Genomic DNA, 16,506 nt, shown 5'->3' on the forward strand with positions numbered 1-16,506 from the left:
TTCGGTAGTTTTAGACCGGGTGCGCGCGTTGTGGACGTATGGCATCCGTGACCGTATGGAACGAGTACGTACAGGAGCGAACGGACGAGGAAGTCGCCGCGGTCTACCCCGACGGCATCCACGCGGTGCTCGCCGAGGCCCTCGAATCGCGGGGTCACGACGTGCGTGTCGCGACGTTCGACGAACCTGACCACGGCCTCACCGAGGCGGTGCTCGACGACACCGACGCGTTGGTCTGGTGGGGTCACAAGGCCCACGAGGTGGTCGAAGACGCGGTCGTCGAGCGGGTCTGCGAACACGTCTACGACGGCATGGGGTTCGTCCCGTTGCACTCCGCGCACTTCTCGAAGGTGTTCAAGCGACTGATGGGCACGCCCTGTTCGCTCCGGTACCGCGAGTCCGGCGAGCGAGAGCGAGTGTGGGTGGTCGACCCCGGCCACCCCATCGCCGACGGTCTCGACGAGTCTTTTGTCGTCCCGGAGACGGAGATGTACGGCGAACCGTTCGCGGTCCCCGAGCCCGACCGTCTAGTGTTCGCCTCGTGGTTCGAGGGCGGCGAGGTGTTCCGCTCCGGCTGTTGCTACCGGCGCGGTAGCGGTCGGATATTCTACTTCCGCCCCGGCCACGAGACCTATCCGGTGTACGAGGTTCCCGTCGTGCAAGAGGTGCTCGACAACGCGGTCAGATGGGCGGCCGCGGGCGGTGACGAGGCGGTTCCGACGGCGAACCGCGCGGTCGACCCGGTCGAGTGAGCGGCGCGGCCGAGGGTGCTCGGGGCGTTGCGGGACGGGACGAGACAGGATGGAACGAGACGGAACGGGACGAACCGAATTCGGGAAGGGACGACCGCCGTCCGAGGTTTTTTCTCGCCGTGAACGGATAGCCGAGTATGGAGAAGCACTCGCGCGAAGCAGTCGCGGTAGAGGCCGCAGAGACCGGGGCGGAGTACGCCTTCGAACACTTCAGAACGGACTTCGATATCGAACAGAAGGGCGACAAGACCGACCTCGTGACCGAAATCGACCGCGAGACCCAGCGTCGGGTCATCTCGACGATTCGGGAGCGGTTCCCGGACGACGCCGTCGTCGGCGAGGAGGAAGACGAGCGAAAGACCGTGCCGGAATCGGGCTACGCGTGGGTCATCGACCCCATCGACGGGACGCAGAACTTCACCCGCGGGACGAACGCGTGGGTGACGAGCGTCGCCATCGTCGAGGACATGGAACCGCTGGCCGCGGTCAACGTCGCGCCGGCGACGGGCGACACGTACGTCGCGACCGGCGGGGAAATCGAGCGCAACGGACGGCCGATAACCGTGAACGACGAACCCGACATCGAGGCGTTCATCGTCGCCTCGACGCTCCGGTTCGGACCTGAGGACCGCCCCGCGGTCGAGACGCTCGCCGGCGAGATATTCGGCCGGTTCGGAGAACTCCGCCGCATCGGAACCACGCAACTAACGCTCTCGCGGGTCGCTGACGGTTCGATAGATGCGGTCGTTGGCCTCGACGAGCACCCCAACGCGTGGGACACGGTCGCCGGCGTACACCACGTTCGGCGGGCTGGCGGTGTCGTGACGGACATTCACGGAAACGAGTGGTTGCCGGGACGTCCCGGACTGGTCGCGTCGAACGGTCAGGCCCACGAAGAGGTGCTCGAAACGGCGCAGGCGGCGTTCGAAGCGATTCACTGACGTCGAAGCGGTCGTCTATGCGGGAAGCCGTTCGCGGTGTACGGACTGGGAACGGTAGTCTATCGGTGCCTGTCGGTCGGGGTCGGTCAAGTCGTCGTCTCAGTCGAGTCTCGTGGTCTGCGGGTGAGTGTCAGTCACAGCGGCGGCACCCACGAGGTGTGCGGGAAGACGCCGAGTGCCCCGAGGACCGCGACGAGGAACGTCCCGAAGACGATGGCCGCGGCCGGCGGGTCGAAATGCGTGTCGCCGTGTGCGTAGAAGACGCGCTGGAAGAGTTCGCCGAACAGCGCGCAGACGAGGCCCATACCCGCACCGACGAGGACTACCTCGGCGAGCGGCAGCGAGCTCACCGCCGCGCCCTCGGGGGCCATCGCGAAAACCGCCGTGCTCGCGGGGAGGGTGATGTGGTGGGTGACAGGGAAGTGCTCCAAGCCGATGCTCAGGAAGATGAGCGAGACGGCGCTGATGCCGAACCCGAGGTAGACGCTGCCCGTCGCGTACCCGAGGTACGCCCCGAGCACCCCGACGGCGAGTCCGAGCAGGGAGACGTTCAGCCACTTGTACTGCTGCGGCAGCCACGGCTCGACGAGGTACCGGGTCGCCGCCCCGGACTGCGGTTGTCCGCCGTCGGTGGTGGCCTGCGGCGCGTCGCGGGAGCGCTCTTCGACGAACGGGCGCATGTTGAGCCGTCCCTCCGCCGACTGACCGACGAGGTCGTAGCCGAACGCGACGCGGTGGAGCGCCGCCGAGAGGACGACGGCCATCGCGACGGGGTCCCACGGCGCGGCGAACGCGACCATGACCTGCGCCATCAGGTAGCCGGCGATACCGAACAGCCCGCCGACGAGGAGCACGTCCGGTTTCGTGCCGAACGCGTAGTTGATGTTCTTCGCGGGGTGGTAATCGAACTCCGCGTCCATGTACCCTCGCTTGGCGGCGTAGGCGGAGGCGGCGGCCCCCGCGGCGAAGCTGATGTGCGGGCCGAAGACGGGACCGAACGCGACCGACCCGGTGAGGCCGAGCGCGCTCAGTTGCGCCGGGTCGGCGTTCGTGGCCGCGGCGACGGCCTCGGTCGCGAGGTTGCCGGCCTCGCCCGCGATGACGAGGAAGCCGGTGAAGATGAAGGCGGGTTGACCGCCGATTGCGGCGCCGAACGCGCCGCCGGCGAAGGCGGCGACGAGCATACCGAAAGAGAGGAACGACAGGTCAATCATCGTATCCCCCTTTCACCGTGTCCTTGCCGACGACGGTCTTCTTGTTCGGTCTCGCGCCCGCGGACTGCGACATGTAGCGGAGGTCCTCCAACGCCTCGACGCGCTCGTCCCAGACCGCGAACGTCGCCTCGTAGGCATCGGTGTACACGTCGTACCAGCGGCTGTACTGCTGGACCTTCTTCGGCCGCGGTTCGAACGACTGCGCGACGGACGACGTGGTGGACGCGGCGCTGGGGAGGTCGTCGTAGGCACCCGTGCCGACGCCGGCGAGGAGCGCGGCTCCCTTCGCGCCGAACTCGGTTCCCTCCGGGATGATGATGGTCGCGTTCAGGCAGTCGGCGAACATCTGACACCAGAAGTCCGAGTTCGCGCCGCCGCCGCTGAGATACACCTCGTCGGCGTTCTGTGGAAGGTGCGTGAAACAGTCACGCATGGCAAGCGAGATGCCCTCGTAGACCGCGCGGACGAGGTGTGCCTGCGTGTGTTCTTGGTTCAGCCCCATGAATTGCGCTCGCGCGTTGGGGTTGAGGAAGGGGGCACGCTCGCCTGCAGAACTGAGGAACGGGTGGTAGATGAGGCCGTCGGAGCCGACGGGAATCGACTCGACCTCCTCTTCGACGAGGTTGAAACTGCTCTTGTCCATAATCTCCTCGATGGCCCAATCGAGATTCGGCGTGCCGGTCATCGAGGACATGAACTTTGTCCAGAGTCCGCCTTCGACGCCGAGCGTCAGTAGGATACCCGTCTGCTCGTCGTCGTCGGGGGCCTCGTCGAGAACTGTCTGATTCACTGATGTCGTCCCGACGATAGAAGAGCCGTCGCCCGGGTTTGCGGCCCCGCTTCCGAAGGCTGACGCGGCGATATCGATGAAGCCGGAAACGACGGGCGTCCCCTCGGGGAGCCCCGTCTCGACCGCCGCGTTCCGGGTGAGGCCGCCGACGACGTCGGTGCCCGGGACGAGGTCGGGGCGCATCTCGCCGACCTCCGGCATTCCGACGACGTCCAGAACCTCGTCGGAGTACTCGGCGGACTCCGATTCGACGTACGGGAGCGACGCGTCGCTCGGGTCCGTAGTGAGCTCGTCGGTGAGCTTGTACTTCAGCCAGTCCTTGCAGTAGAAGACCGTGTCGGCCTCCTCGTAGCGCTCGGGCTCGTTCTCCTTGAGCCACCGGAGGATGACGAGGCTGCTCCCCGGGAACTGGGTGCCGCCGCAGATGTCGTAGACCCGCTCGGAGACGCCCGACTGCTGCCACGCCTGCACGACGGAACTCGCACGACCGTCGGACCAGAGAATCGCGGGACGGACCGGGTCACCGTCCTCGTCGACGAGCCAACAGCCGTCGCCCTGCCCGGTGACGCCGAGCGCGAGGACCTCGTCGTCGTCGTCCAACTGGTCTTCGACCTCGCTGAGCGTCTGTGCGGTCTTCTTCCACGTCGTCACCATGGACTGTTCCGCCCAGCCGGACTCGGGGCGGTCGACCGCGTTTTCGACGCTGCTCTTGTGTAGCTCCTCGCCGTCGAGCGAGAAGGCGACCGATTTAATTACTGTCGTACCGGCGTCTACGCCGATAATGACTTGCGCCATAATAGACCATTATCATTATCATTCTAATATAGGTTTGGATTGCTGTAGAATTGTGGACGGACGGACGCCGCGTTTAGTCTTTTCCCGGTCGAACTCGGCGTCGACACAGCATTCACTATTTCCGAATCAGCCGTGGGAGCCGGTCGAAACACCCCAACGTAGGGGGTATCGGCGACGAACCCGGACACGGCGATTCGGAACCACCGGGGGAGAGCCAGCGGTTAGCGAGCGACGCGCTTCAGTATGAAGAAACACGCACCGGCCCAGCGGCACCGATGGCGAGCGAGCGAATTACAGAGCTAATCGCGTAATCTTTTGTCCGATACCGGGGCTCCCGCTCCGACTCGCTCGCGTCGGGCATCGTCGGGACGGGTAGGCGGGGCTCAATCGATACCTCACTCCCACGACGGAGCACTGAGGGAATTATCCCACTCGACGACAGAGGTGAGGTATGCAGGTGTTCAACGAACCGACGAACTCACCCGGGAGCGAGGATGGGGGACCCGGAAACGGAGACCGGAACGAGGTGGTGCCGGCGTGAGCGGAGAACCGCTCCCCTCCGAACACCTCTCACCGCTCGCCACGCTCGTCGACGAGGTGCTCGCAGGCGTCGGATACAAGATGGCAGTTGCCACCGAACTCATCGACGACGCGGTCCCCGGATACGACAGCCTCCTCGACCCCGCAACCACCCCGGCGGAGTTCCGTCAGGCACTCGAAGATCTCCTGTCCTCAGATCGCAGCCGTCTATCCGTCCCGGAGCCGACCGACCGCTCGTTCGTCCTGTACGTTGGTGGCTCGTCTCGATCGCCCCGTCGGATCTCGGGCGGGGAACAACACCACGGAGTACGTCGCTCTCCAACTTGGCCTCTTCAAACTATAGCTCGCTACGAGCCACAGAACGTAGCGGTTTGAATCGAGTCGATGACCGTCATCCGCGATGTCTGGGATAGTAACGACTCGGCAGAGCCCGGCGTCGAGACGTACGGCAAGGCCACCGCCACGGCGCTGGCTCGTGTTCCGAACCACTGGTACGAGCATCTGGCTGACAGCGACCCGAACCTGCCGATGCGCTGGCGACGGTCGGGTCCGATATCGCAAATCTCGGAGCCTGATAAGGGCCGGAAGAGAGACACGCCCCGACGACCCGAGAGCTTTCACAGACTCGAAGCGAACGATTGGTATCCCCTCGGCCGCATCGTATCCACAACACATGGACCCACTACTCACAATCGACGGCGAGTTACTCACCGGAACTATCGTCGACCGACCGAATCGGTTCGTCGTCCGTGTTCGGTTCGAGGACGCCCCTGAGCGCGTCTTTCTCGGAGACCCCGGTGCCCTCGAAGGCACGGTCGAGCCGGGAAACGAGATTCTCTGTTCGCCGGTTGACGACCCGGAGCGTGCGACGGACTACGACGCCATCACCGTCCGCGTCGACGGCGTGTACGTGAGCGTCCGCCCGGCGTTTGCGAACGACCTCTTCGAGCGCGTGCTCGCCCGCGATGCAATCCCCGCGTTCGCCGGGTACAGTTGCCTGAAACGCGAGCCTGTACTACCGGAGCACGGCCGGACAGATTTTCTCGTCGAGACGCCGGCCGACGAGACCGCCTTCGTCGAAATCAAATCTTGCACGCACGTCGAGGACGGCGTCGCCATGTTTCCCGACCGCCAAACCGAGCGCGGTCGGCGCCACCTCCGGAGCCTCGAAGCGCTCTCTGAAGACGGCCACGAGACACACGTCGTGTTCGTCGTGCAGCGACCTGATGTCGAACGTTTCCGCCCCTACCGAGCTGTCGACCCGGAGTTCGTCGACTTACTCGCCCGTGTACAGGAGATCGGGGTGGGCGTACACGCGATTACGACCTCGTTCGACCCGCCTCACTACTCACTTCGGAACGACAACCTGCCAGTCGACATGGGATGACGAGCGGTACGCTCGGTGCTCGAACAGTGTTCATTTTGTACCTATATCCTGAGTTCTGTATTACAGAAGGCCCTTGTTTGGGTGTATTTTTGTCACTGGTCGCGTGAAATGAATATCTGAGTCTTGCTGAACTCCCCCTCTATATTCAGCACGCTACATATGTCCGGCCCAGAGGATTTCAACAGAGCCAGAACCACTGCTCAAGACTCGCGCCACTTGTGGCCGCACTCGACACATGTGAACAGCCGAACCTCGTAGGAACCTCCCGGTTTGGGCATCATCTGGTACTGGGCCCGGTCACTGTCGCAGTCCTCGGCCGGACAGGACTCCTGCATAGTCTCGGAGGTGTCTTGGGTTGCGTCGGCCACGGTGGGTGTGCCGTTGTTTTGCTGTCCATCTTGAATCGACATTGCTGCTTCCGCTTGCGAGTCCCGTGGCTCTTTGTGCTCACAAGAGCGACACACCCATGTCTCACCTTCCGTGTGCATTATCGACCCGCATTCGTCACAGAATTGCATATTGGAGAGAATACAGGGGGTGACGGATATATGTTTTAATTTCCGCTTCGTCGTGGCTCTCAGGCAGCTGTTTGTGGTGGCTGTTTCGGCCGAGTCTCGATGCCCGCCCATTGAGGAGTTCGTCGTCGCGTTATGGATAGTTTCACTCTTGAGAGCAGCAACGATATCCGAGCGATCGAATTGCCCCGGAGTTGGAACGTCGATGGCGAGCGGAACCCGGTGCGCTCTACCAGTGGTTTGGTGAGTGAAATCACACTTATCTCGGAATCCCTTATCTTGTGTGTATTGTTCAATCTTTAATTTTCTAACCACCGTCTATGAATACTCGAAACTTGGCAAGTCATGCTGATGAGGGAGCCCCGTGAGCTGTAAGTAGTCGCGGGTTGTATTTATATGCAGATATGTGTAGAAAAATAGGTTCATATCCGACTTTGAGGGGCAACTTAGAACAGGAAGCACTGGATGTGAGGATGGCTATGTACCGAACCGTCTACCAGACAGTCGATCTAGCAGCGACCCTGAGATAGTTATCTCTGCATATATCTATAATATTCACAATACTTGTTGTGGAAGTGTCCATCTTGAGTATAGTCGTTTTATCTGTTCGCCCGCTCGGAAAGTCGGTGAAAACTCCATGACGAGTGATATCCGTAGCAGCACGCCGTGAGAAATTACAGACATAGTTCCGTAATCTATTCTCACGACGAGCGCGGGTCATCACCCGTCTATGGTCGTGTACTCGGAGTATTGGTTACGAACCTCGAGTTCGTTTTTGCTGTACTGCAGTACGTTCAGTAGCTCCGACATGTAGGTGGGTGTGAACCGGTCTCGGGGGCCGGTCACGCCGATAGACGCCTTGACATCCCCGTTCTTATCGAGAAGCGGAACGGCGATGCCTCGAATACCGCGGAGATGTTCCTCGTCATCGATGGCGTACCCTCGTTCACGGACCCGCCCGAGCGAGTCTTCGAGTTCCGCCAGCGAGCTAACGGTCCTGTTCGTTCCCGACGGGAGACCGTGTCGTTCGACGATTTCCGCCCGGCGAGCCTCGGGGAGGTACGCTAAAATCGCCTTTCCGAGCGAAGTCCAATGCATCTCCGTGCGATTCCCGATCGGAATCTCGTCCGCCGCGGCTTTCTTCCCGGTGCTTCGATATAGAATGACCCGTTTCCCGTTTTCTTCGACCGCAGCGCCGACTATCTCGCCCGTCACTCGGCTGAGCTCTTCGACCTTATTTCTGAGCAGTCGAGCGATATCGATCCGCTGCCGGATATCTCCGCCAACCTCGAGAAAGCGAAACGAGCGACGGTACTCTCCAGCGTCTTTGACGACGAAGCCCCGCTCAATGAGCGTGTTGAGGTGGACGTAAATCGTGCTTGCCGGAATGTCGACCGTCGACGCGAGTTCCGAGAGGCCGGCCGGTTCGACGCCGCTGAGGGCATCGAGAATCTCGAACGTCGTTTCGACCGCGCGTATTGTTTTGACGTCGCCATCGGACATGCTACGGTCTTTTCCACACTCGGTGAAAGTATTTTCCCCCTGTTCAACTGCCATTCAACTCTCTCGAAAAGAAAACTTCGAGTGTTTACCACAGAAAAAAGTACATCGAGTAACACGCTATTTTTACCTCGTGTTGACACGTATTTTCCGAGCGCGTCGAATCCGGGAGCGAAACCACGTCCCGTGAATAGGCCGAGATACCGGTTGAGAAGCCCTGTTCGATGAATGTTAACGGTAGTATAAGCGTACGTCGATATTCTGCATTTTTGACCGTGTTGAATACGAGGTACCGACAGTGGTGACCTTGCGGGGGATTACCACCGTGTCCCTCGGTTAGACGCAAGGGAAGTCGAGAACCGATGACTGGACAGGCGCTTTACCCGACGTCTGGGGTGTCGAGAAGATCGCAGCGGCCCCGGATGCGATTCAACACGGTTGGGAGCGCGTCGTTCACCTCCATTACCAACATTTATTATGCGGGATTGAGGAGTAGTCTTCAGCCGACATGAGCCAGGTAAGACTATCGAACGTGAGTAAGGAGTACGATGGGGGTATCCTCGCCGTAGAGGGGTTGGATCTCACCGTCGACGACGGGGAGTTCGTTGTCGTCGTCGGGCCGTCCGGTTGCGGGAAGTCGACGACGCTCAGGATGGTGGCTGGGCTCGAGACCGTCACCGGCGGTGAGATCGCCATCGGCGAGCACGTCGTCAACGACGTGCGGCCGCAGGACCGGAACATCGCGATGGTGTTCCAGTCGTACGCGCTGTACCCCCACATGACCGTCCGCGAGAACATGTCCTTCGGGTTGCGTCTCGCCGGGGAAGACGACGACGAGGTCCGAGACCGCGTTGAGGACGCCGCCGAGATGCTGGAGATTTCGGAGCTGTTAGACGACCTCCCGAAACAGCTCTCGGGCGGTCAGCAACAGCGGGTCGCGCTGGGGAGAGCTATCGTGCGCGACCCGGACGTGTTCCTGATGGACGAGCCGCTTTCGAACTTGGACGCCAAACTCCGGACGCAGATGCGGACGGAGATACAGCGGATTCAGGAGGACCTCGGCGTCACGACGGTGTACGTCACTCACGACCAGACAGAGGCGATGACGATGGCCGACCGTATCGTCATCCTCAACGACGGCAAACTCCAGCAGGTTGACCCCCCGGAGCGCTGTTACGACGAACCCAACAACGAGTTCGTCGCCGGATTTATCGGGTCGCCCTCAATGAACTTCTTCGAGGTGACCGCAACAGACGACGACGGCGGCGTTCGCTTCGAATCCCCGAGCTTCGAGTTCACACTGGATGTCGACGTTCCCTCTGGTGAGTACACGCTTGGTGTCCGACCGGAAGATTTCACGCCGGACTGCGAGGGAGGCTACGTCGAAACAGTCGTTGATGTCGTCGAACCGGTCGGTTCGGACAACTTCCTCTACCTGCAGACGACCCACGGCTCGTCCGAGGTCGTCGCGCGGGTCGAAAGCGAGCTCCGGCCGGCTGTCGGGGACGAGATAACGCTCGGGTTCGACGTGGACGACATGCATCTCTTTGGTAGCGACGGCGCGCGCGTCGCGGTGAGTGAGACACGACTGACGGACTCCGCCTGACATGATGTATGATTCAATCGGACGACGCGAGCACGAGTGGGCAGGATTGACCGCGGCTGAGGTCCGAGAGGTGGGAGCGAAACCGGGGTCGATTCTGGTGATTCCGGTGGGGAGCATCGAACAGCACGGCGAACATCTACCGGTCGTGACCGACTCGCTCTTGGTTGAGGCGATGGTCGATTCGGCGGTTGAGCAGACTGACGGTCTCCCCGTCGTCGTCTCGCCGACCGTGTGGAGCGGGTTCTCACCGCACCATCTCACCTTCGGCGGGACGCTGTCGCTAGACTTCGAAACGATTCGCGCGACGCTCGAGGACATCGCGCACACGGGGCTTCAAAACGACTTCGACGCCGTGTTGTTCGTCAACGGCCACGGCGGCAACGGCCCTCTCATTGGGTCCGTCGTCAGCACGGTCGGCGTCGAGACCGACGCCGAGGTGCTCGGAACAACCTACTTCGAGCTGGCGACTGACCGAATCGAGGCGCTTCGGGATACCGAAACCGGCGGGATGGCTCACGGTGGCGAGTTCGAAACGTCGCTCATGCTCGCGGTCCGACCCGACCTCGTCGGCGATTCCTCCACCCGGAACGGTGAACCACTAAACGAGTCATACCGTTGGAGCGGACAGGACCTCCTCGACGGGGGCTCAGTGAGTGTCTACCGGTCGTTCGACACGTACTCCGAGACGGGTGCCATCGGGCTCCCCGAGGAAGCGAGCGCCGAGAAGGGAGAGCGGATTCGGTCGATTATCGCCGAGGAACTCGCCTCGCTGCTCGATGCGGTTCACGAACAGAACGCGTGAGACACCGATAACGATAATGACAATAAAATATGGATAAAAACAATTATATATGTGGGGCAAATTGGTAGCGATGATGCGAGAAAATACCACAGAGGAAGCTAGCGGACAGACTCTGGACCGTCGGCGGCTCCTTCAAGCGCTCGGCGCTGGTGGCATGATCGCCATCGCCGGCTGTACCGGCGGCGGGGACGGAAGCGAAAGCGGCTCCGACGGCGAGGGCAGCGGTGAGGGTGGGGGAGACACCCAGAGCGTCCAACTCCTCACAATGGGTGTCGGTGACAACATCAAGCAGTTCTTCGAGGAGAACAACGCCGCCTTCGAGTCAGAGTACGACGTTGACGTCGAGTTCACGAGTGTAACTTGGGACAACGCACGGCAAACTGTGAACAACCGAGTCGACGGCGGACAGGCCCCGGACGTGAGCCGTTGGCCCGCTCGGTGGATTCCGCAACTCGTCGGGAAGGACGCGCTCGAACCGGTCGACGATCTAATGGACGGCAAGTTCGGCGAGAAGTTTGCCGAGGGAGTCGCCAACGGCACGATGTACAACGGCTCGCACTACGGCGTTCCGTGGGCCGCATCGAACAAGTGTCTCTACTACAACAAAGACGCGTTCGAGGCCGCCGGTCTCGACCCGGAAAATCCGGCGCTGGACACGTGGGAAGACATGCTCTCGGCGGCGAAGGCCCTCACCGAGAGCGACGAGGTGAGCGTCCCGGCACTCGGCCTCGCCGGCGCTGACGCCATCGAGACGGGGTCGCAGTACTACCACTACCACTGGTCGCACGGTGCCGACTTGGTCGACGACGAGGGGATGCCCGTCGTCAACTCCGACGGCGCCGTTGAGGCGCTTTCGTTCTACACCGACCTCCATCTCGAACACGGCGTGACGCAGTCTTCACCGCTTTCGTCGACCCGACAGGACATCCGTCAACTGTTCGAGAACGGCGACCTCGGGATGGTCATCGGGCACGTTTACACGGGGCTCAACATAACCGAGTCACAGGAGAACGGTGAGGTTGACTTCGATTACGGTATCGTCCAGGTCCCGAAGGGCCCTGCGGGCCGGTACAGCCTGTTCACTATCGACACGCTGGGCATCTTCAGCCAGAGCGAACATAAGGACGTCGCGCGAGACCTGATTCGCTTCTACTTCGACGAGGAGCGCCGCTTCCAGTACTCGAAACAAAAGGGCTTCCTCCCGGTCGTCGAGGCGGTCGGCGAACGGGAGTACTTCTCCGAGTCGAAGAACTGGGGGCCGTTCGTCGAGGCGGGACAGTACGCCCGTGCTCGGCCGAAACTCAGCAATTTCAGCCAGTTCAACGACCGGATGGTCCAAGCGATACAGGAAGCGCTCGCCGACCAAAAGAGCCCGCAGAAGGCCTTGAACGACGCCCAGAGTGACCTCGAAGACGCGATGAACTAATGCAACGATATGAGCCTCGCTGAAGAACATACCCAGACAGGCGACGATTCGCGGCTATCACAGTCCGCCGCGCACGTCAAGCGGAACCGCCGCGCATACCTTTTGATAGCGCCTGCTGCGTTATTTCTCGTCGCCGTCGTAGGGTACCCGATACTGGAGACGTTCCGCCTGTCGCTGTATCGCTCTCCCGCCGATTCGACTATCGAGACGTTCGTCGGGTTGCAACACTACGTCGACATCCTCAACAGCGACATCTTCTACCGTCTCCTCTGGCAAACGGGGCGGTGGGTCGCGGTCGGCGTCGCCGGTAAGACGTTACTCGGTCTGCTCATCGCAGTTCACCTCAAGGGCGACATTCGGGGTCGGAAGTTCTTCCGAACGGCGTTCCTCATCCCGTGGGGAATTCCGTACGCCATCTCTGCGGTCGTCTTCCGGTGGATAGAACATCCACAGTTCGGCTATCTCAACGCCATTCTGCTCAAACTCGGCGTGATAGAGCAGGGTATCGGAATTCTCGGGAACCCCGACATCGCGTGGTTAGGCGTCGTCGTGGCGGATATCTGGATCGGCACGCCGTTTATGGCGATCATCTTCCTTGCGGGTCTGCAGTCGATTCCGCAGGATCTCTACGAGGCCGCGGCCATCGACGGGGCTGAGCGGTGGCACCAGTTCCGATACATTACGCTCCCACAACTCAAGAGCGTCATCCTGATGGCGACGCTCCTCTCGACGATTTGGACCTTCGTCAGTTTCGACACTATCTGGACGATGACGGGCGGCGGTCCGATTAGCACGACCGCGACGCTGGTGATTCACATCTACCAGGTCGGCCTGCAGAACGGGCATCTCGGGCTCGGTGCCGCCTACAGCGTCATCGGGTTCCTGCTGTTGCTCCTGTTCGCTATCGTGTATCTCAGAGTCTACACCCGCGGAGGTGAGGAGCTGTGACGATGGCAGGCCACGACGAGGGCGGACTGCGCCGAGTCAGAGTCTACGGCATGCTCATCGCCCTACTCGGGATAATGATGTTCCCGTTCTACGCGATGTTCTCCAGTACGTTCAAACCGGAGTCGGAGATATTCTCCGCACCGGCGACGCTCGTGCCGTCCCAGCTGTCTCTCGGGGCGTACGTGGACGTCTGGACGCAGACTGACGTGCTCCTCTGGATCGCCAACAGTTTCGTCATCTCGCTCGGAACCGTCGTCCTGACGCTTCTGCTCGCGATCCCCGCGGCGTACTCCTGCGCGCGGAATGACTTCGTGGGCAAGCGGACGTTCCTGCTCGCCGTCCTCGTCGTCCAGATGTTCGCCCCCGTGGTTCTCATCGTGGGACTGTTCGACGTCATCAGCCGGCTCGGACTGTTCAACACGTACCTAGCCGTTATCGTCCCCGCAGCGGCGTTCACCCTCCCGTTCAACATCTGGATGCTCTACGGCTACTTCAAGACCGTTCCCGTCGAACTGGAAGAGTCCGCCCGCATCGACGGTGCCAGCCAGTTACAGGTACTCACGAAGATTGTTCTTCCGTTGACCAAACCCGCGCTCGTCGCCAGCATCACCTACACGTTCCTGTACGCGTGGAACCGGCTCCTGTTCGTGCTGACGTTCCTCACCGACAGCGGGAAGTACAACATCCCGCGCGGGGTCTTCTCGATGGTCGGCGCGCTTCAGACTGACTGGCGGATGATGCTCACCGTCTCGGTCATCGGTATCATCCCACTCCTCGTTCTGTTCGCGTTCCTTGAACAGTACATCGTGGCGGGGATGACCGCCGGCGCAGTCAAGGAGTAACGACCCTCCTGTATATTTATTATCGACCCGCGTGACGACCTGCTATGGAGTTCGCTATCTGGGCGTACCCGTGGGACGTGCTCGACGCGGGACCACGAGAGACGGGCGCTCGCATCGCCGAACTGGGCGTCGACGAGGTGACCCTCGCGACGAACTATCACGCCGTACAGGCGTTCGCGCCGCACAACCCGAAGCGGCGGACCTTCTTCGCACGCGCGAGTTCGTACTTCCGCCCTGACGGCGGCTACGGCCGCCTCGAACCGATTCCGTACGAAGGAATGACTGGTGATTGGGTCGCTGGAATCGCCGACGGTCTCGAGAACGTCCGGTTGAACTCGTGGACGGTCGGCTGCCACAACTCGCGGCTCGGGATGCGCCATCGAGACGTGACGCTGACCTCCGCGCACGGCGACGACCTCGTATTCGGCCTCTGCCCGTCGAACCCCGACGTACAGGAGTACCTCACCGGACTCGTCCGCGACCTGACCGACTCGGCGCACTTCGACCGAATCGAACTCGAGACCTTCGACTACTTCTACGGGACGGGGTTCGGTTGGCACCACCAGAAAATTCACGCTCAGCTGGGAACGCTCGGTGAGTTCCTCTTCGGACTGTGCTTCTGCGACCACTGTCGGGGGACCGCGTCGGATGCGGGCATCAACGTCGAATCAGCTCGAGAGACCGTCGCACAGACGCTCGACGAAATCGTCGATGGAACCGTTCCGCACGGCCTCTCGCCCGAGCTATGGCTCCGCGAGCACGACGCGGTCGCCGACTACGTCGACGTACGCGAAGAAACGCTGGCGACGCTCTACGCGGACCTGTCCGCGGCGAGCAGGTCGACACCGCTCGGATACTACGTCGGCGCGCCCGAACCCGGCCGCGAGTGGATGGTCGGGGCCGACCTCGACCAGCTGTCCGAGCACGTCGACTACTTCTGTCTGCCGGCGTACGAGTCCTCACGTGAGGCGGTGATGAACGCCTATCGAAGCGTCGATGCGGTGACCGATGACGTACCGTTACACGTCGGCCTCCTCCCGGGCCACCCGGCGATACACGACGGCGACACGCTCGTCGACATCGTCGACTCACTCCGGGCCGTCGACGTGCCGCGGGTCTCGTTCTACAACTACGGACTGCTGCCCGAGCGGTCGCTGTCGTGGATTCGGGAGGCCACGAACGAGAGTCTGTAACAAACGATACTTTCATACTGTCGCCCCCTACAAGCGTTTGTATGGAGATAACCGACGTGACAGCGGTTACTGTCGACGTTCCGCTGACGAGTACCGACGAGCATCTCGGAATCGCCCCGTACACCACGAATCACGGCGAACTCGAATCGATGGAGCGCGTGCTCGTCCGCGTCGATACCGACGAGGGTATCGAAGGCTGGGGGGAGATGCGCGTGTTTCTCTCGCCGACGGCGACCGAGTCGCTCATCGAAGACGGTATCGGACCGATGGTCGTCGGTCAGTCGCCGTTCGAAATCGAACGCCTTCGCCGACAGGTGTTCGTCGAGTACACGAACGTGGATATGTTCTTTTCCGCCGTCGAAACGGCCTGTTGGGACATCGTAGGGAAAGCGCTCGACCGACCCGTGTACGAACTGCTCGGCGGCTGGACCGCGCCGACCCAGAGCACGCTCCAGCACAGGTCCCACGTGGCCGACGGCACCCGGAACCCCGGTCCAGTCCCGGTCGCGTTCTGCCTCGGAATCCTGCCGCCCGAGGAGTCTCGCGTGAAAGCCCGAGAGGCACTAGACGCGGGGTTCGACGTGCTCAAGACGAAAGCGGGGAGGGACTGGCGACAGGACGTTGCGCGGATCAAGGCGATGCACGACGAGACGGACGGACAACTGGAGTTCCGACTCGACCCGAACCAGGGCTGGACACTTGATCAGGCAGTTCGCGTCGGCGCGATGCTCGAAGACGAGGGAATCTACCTGCAGTACCTCGAACAGCCGATTCGGGTGGACTCCCACGTGTCGCTCGCACGGTTGCGACAGCGCCTTCGGCAGCCCATCGCCCCGAATGAGGACACCTACGTGCCACACAACATCTCTTCGCTCGTCGAGGCCGGCGCGATGGACGTGGGCGTCATCGACCTCACCCCGGCTGGCGGCATCAGCGGGATCCGGCAACAGGCCGCGATACTCGAAGACGCCGGCGTGCCGTTTACCCACCACTGTGCATTCGACCTCGGGATTCGAACCGCGGCAATTCTCCACGCCGTGAGCGGGATTCCGGGCTTTTCACTCCCCCCGGACTCGACGTACTACGCGTGGGAGGGCGATGTCATCTCGGAACCGTTCGAAGTTGAAGACGGCTGTCTCCCCGCGCCGCTCGGGCCCGGACTCGGCATCTCGGTCGACCGAGACGCCGTCGAAGCGTATCGAATATAGTGCAACACCATAGCAAGGTTGAATAGCTCCGACCACATCGGTGCGCA

Annotated in this window: 14 protein-coding genes and 1 pseudogene; 11 read left to right on the top strand and 4 right to left on the bottom strand. The window is 61.8% G+C overall.

Annotated elements, in window-relative coordinates; translation table 11 throughout:
• The first annotated feature begins 38 nt into the window (after nucleotides 1-38).
• Nucleotides 39-752, top strand: coding sequence for a ThuA domain-containing protein (locus DEQ67_RS16300; protein WP_115803483.1), 714 nt, complete (start codon nucleotides 39-41; stop codon nucleotides 750-752).
• A gap of 137 nt (nucleotides 753-889) precedes the next feature.
• On the top strand, nucleotides 890-1,693 hold the full coding sequence (locus DEQ67_RS16305) for an inositol monophosphatase family protein (protein WP_115803484.1): 804 nt from the start codon (nucleotides 890-892) through the stop codon (nucleotides 1,691-1,693).
• A gap of 134 nt (nucleotides 1,694-1,827) precedes the next feature.
• Here the strand turns inward: DEQ67_RS16305 and DEQ67_RS16310 are convergent, their stop codons facing one another.
• Nucleotides 1,828-2,907: a hypothetical protein gene (locus DEQ67_RS16310; RefSeq protein WP_115803485.1), complete on the bottom strand. Its 1,080-nt coding sequence runs from the start codon at nucleotides 2,905-2,907 to the stop codon at nucleotides 1,828-1,830.
• On the bottom strand, nucleotides 2,900-4,492 hold the full coding sequence (locus DEQ67_RS16315) for an FGGY-family carbohydrate kinase (protein WP_115803486.1): 1,593 nt from the start codon (nucleotides 4,490-4,492) through the stop codon (nucleotides 2,900-2,902). The genes DEQ67_RS16310 and DEQ67_RS16315 overlap by 8 nt, the downstream gene beginning before the upstream one ends.
• A 537-nt stretch (nucleotides 4,493-5,029) precedes the next feature.
• On the opposite strand from DEQ67_RS16315, the pseudogene DEQ67_RS16320 reads away from it, so the two are divergent.
• Together DEQ67_RS16320 and sfsA are read left to right on the top strand one after the other, a co-directional pair.
• Nucleotides 5,030-5,607: pseudogene (locus DEQ67_RS16320) on the top strand (ribonuclease H).
• A gap of 98 nt (nucleotides 5,608-5,705) precedes the next feature.
• Nucleotides 5,706-6,419: a DNA/RNA nuclease SfsA gene (sfsA, locus tag DEQ67_RS16325; protein ID WP_115803487.1), complete on the top strand. Its 714-nt coding sequence runs from the start codon at nucleotides 5,706-5,708 to the stop codon at nucleotides 6,417-6,419.
• Between the two features lie 200 nt (nucleotides 6,420-6,619).
• Here the strand turns inward: sfsA and DEQ67_RS16330 are convergent, their stop codons facing one another.
• Both DEQ67_RS16330 and DEQ67_RS16335 read right to left on the bottom strand, forming a co-directional pair.
• On the bottom strand, nucleotides 6,620-6,937 hold the full coding sequence (locus tag DEQ67_RS16330) for an RPA12/RPB9/RPC11 RNA polymerase family protein (RefSeq protein ID WP_115803488.1): 318 nt from the start codon (nucleotides 6,935-6,937) through the stop codon (nucleotides 6,620-6,622).
• A 717-nt stretch (nucleotides 6,938-7,654) separates the two neighbouring features.
• Entirely contained in the window at nucleotides 7,655-8,437 is a 783-nt protein-coding gene (locus DEQ67_RS16335; protein WP_004043195.1) for an IclR family transcriptional regulator, read from the bottom strand.
• 505 nt (nucleotides 8,438-8,942) lie between these two features.
• On the opposite strand from DEQ67_RS16335, the gene DEQ67_RS16340 reads away from it, so the two are divergent.
• The 7 genes from DEQ67_RS16340 (at nucleotide 8,943) to DEQ67_RS16370 (ending at nucleotide 16,459) form a co-directional block, all read left to right on the top strand.
• The gene (locus DEQ67_RS16340; RefSeq protein WP_013035128.1) at nucleotides 8,943-10,040 is read left to right on the top strand and encodes an ABC transporter ATP-binding protein; all 1,098 of its coding nucleotides are present in this window, start codon (nucleotides 8,943-8,945) and stop codon (nucleotides 10,038-10,040) included.
• 1 nt (nucleotide 10,041) lies between these two features.
• Nucleotides 10,042-10,842 (top strand): creatininase family protein, encoded by an 801-nt coding sequence (locus tag DEQ67_RS16345; RefSeq protein WP_013035219.1) that lies wholly within the window; start codon nucleotides 10,042-10,044, stop codon nucleotides 10,840-10,842.
• 154 nt (nucleotides 10,843-10,996) lie between these two features.
• Nucleotides 10,997-12,268 (top strand): ABC transporter substrate-binding protein, encoded by a 1,272-nt coding sequence (locus tag DEQ67_RS16350; RefSeq protein ID WP_115891650.1) that lies wholly within the window; start codon nucleotides 10,997-10,999, stop codon nucleotides 12,266-12,268.
• A 9-nt stretch (nucleotides 12,269-12,277) separates the two neighbouring features.
• Nucleotides 12,278-13,216 (top strand): carbohydrate ABC transporter permease, encoded by a 939-nt coding sequence (locus DEQ67_RS16355; protein ID WP_115803490.1) that lies wholly within the window; start codon nucleotides 12,278-12,280, stop codon nucleotides 13,214-13,216.
• Nucleotides 13,213-14,058, top strand: coding sequence for a carbohydrate ABC transporter permease (locus tag DEQ67_RS16360; RefSeq protein WP_013035053.1), 846 nt, complete (start codon nucleotides 13,213-13,215; stop codon nucleotides 14,056-14,058). Before DEQ67_RS16355 ends, DEQ67_RS16360 begins: the two co-directional genes overlap by 4 nt.
• 44 nt (nucleotides 14,059-14,102) lie before the next feature.
• Nucleotides 14,103-15,251: a hypothetical protein gene (locus DEQ67_RS16365; protein WP_115803491.1), complete on the top strand. Its 1,149-nt coding sequence runs from the start codon at nucleotides 14,103-14,105 to the stop codon at nucleotides 15,249-15,251.
• Between the two features lie 41 nt (nucleotides 15,252-15,292).
• The gene (locus DEQ67_RS16370) at nucleotides 15,293-16,459 is read left to right on the top strand and encodes a mandelate racemase/muconate lactonizing enzyme family protein (RefSeq protein ID WP_004043202.1); all 1,167 of its coding nucleotides are present in this window, start codon (nucleotides 15,293-15,295) and stop codon (nucleotides 16,457-16,459) included.
• Nucleotides 16,460-16,506: the final 47 nt, after the last annotated feature.

It is taken from the genome of Haloferax sp. Atlit-48N, from assembly GCF_003383015.2.
GTDB classification, from domain to species: domain Archaea; phylum Halobacteriota; class Halobacteria; order Halobacteriales; family Haloferacaceae; genus Haloferax; species Haloferax volcanii.

What these genes read in the sequence shown, in the direction of transcription:
- DEQ67_RS16300 (WP_115803483.1), top strand. Translation starts at nt 39, where the DNA reads ATGGCATCCGTGACCGTATGGAACGAGTACGTACAGGAGCGAACGGAC.
- DEQ67_RS16305 (WP_115803484.1), top strand. Translation starts at nt 890, where the DNA reads ATGGAGAAGCACTCGCGCGAAGCAGTCGCGGTAGAGGCCGCAGAGACC.
- DEQ67_RS16310 (WP_115803485.1), bottom strand. Translation starts at nt 2,907, where the DNA reads ATGATTGACCTGTCGTTCCTCTCTTTCGGTATGCTCGTCGCCGCCTTC.
- DEQ67_RS16315 (WP_115803486.1), bottom strand. Translation starts at nt 4,492, where the DNA reads ATGGCGCAAGTCATTATCGGCGTAGACGCCGGTACGACAGTAATTAAA.
- sfsA (WP_115803487.1), top strand. Translation starts at nt 5,706, where the DNA reads ATGGACCCACTACTCACAATCGACGGCGAGTTACTCACCGGAACTATC.
- DEQ67_RS16330 (WP_115803488.1), bottom strand. Translation starts at nt 6,937, where the DNA reads ATGCAATTCTGTGACGAATGCGGGTCGATAATGCACACGGAAGGTGAG.
- DEQ67_RS16335 (WP_004043195.1), bottom strand. Translation starts at nt 8,437, where the DNA reads ATGTCCGATGGCGACGTCAAAACAATACGCGCGGTCGAAACGACGTTC.
- DEQ67_RS16340 (WP_013035128.1), top strand. Translation starts at nt 8,943, where the DNA reads ATGAGCCAGGTAAGACTATCGAACGTGAGTAAGGAGTACGATGGGGGT.
- DEQ67_RS16345 (WP_013035219.1), top strand. Translation starts at nt 10,042, where the DNA reads ATGATGTATGATTCAATCGGACGACGCGAGCACGAGTGGGCAGGATTG.
- DEQ67_RS16350 (WP_115891650.1), top strand. Translation starts at nt 10,997, where the DNA reads ATGATCGCCATCGCCGGCTGTACCGGCGGCGGGGACGGAAGCGAAAGC.
- DEQ67_RS16355 (WP_115803490.1), top strand. Translation starts at nt 12,278, where the DNA reads ATGAGCCTCGCTGAAGAACATACCCAGACAGGCGACGATTCGCGGCTA.
- DEQ67_RS16365 (WP_115803491.1), top strand. Translation starts at nt 14,103, where the DNA reads ATGGAGTTCGCTATCTGGGCGTACCCGTGGGACGTGCTCGACGCGGGA.
- DEQ67_RS16370 (WP_004043202.1), top strand. Translation starts at nt 15,293, where the DNA reads ATGGAGATAACCGACGTGACAGCGGTTACTGTCGACGTTCCGCTGACG.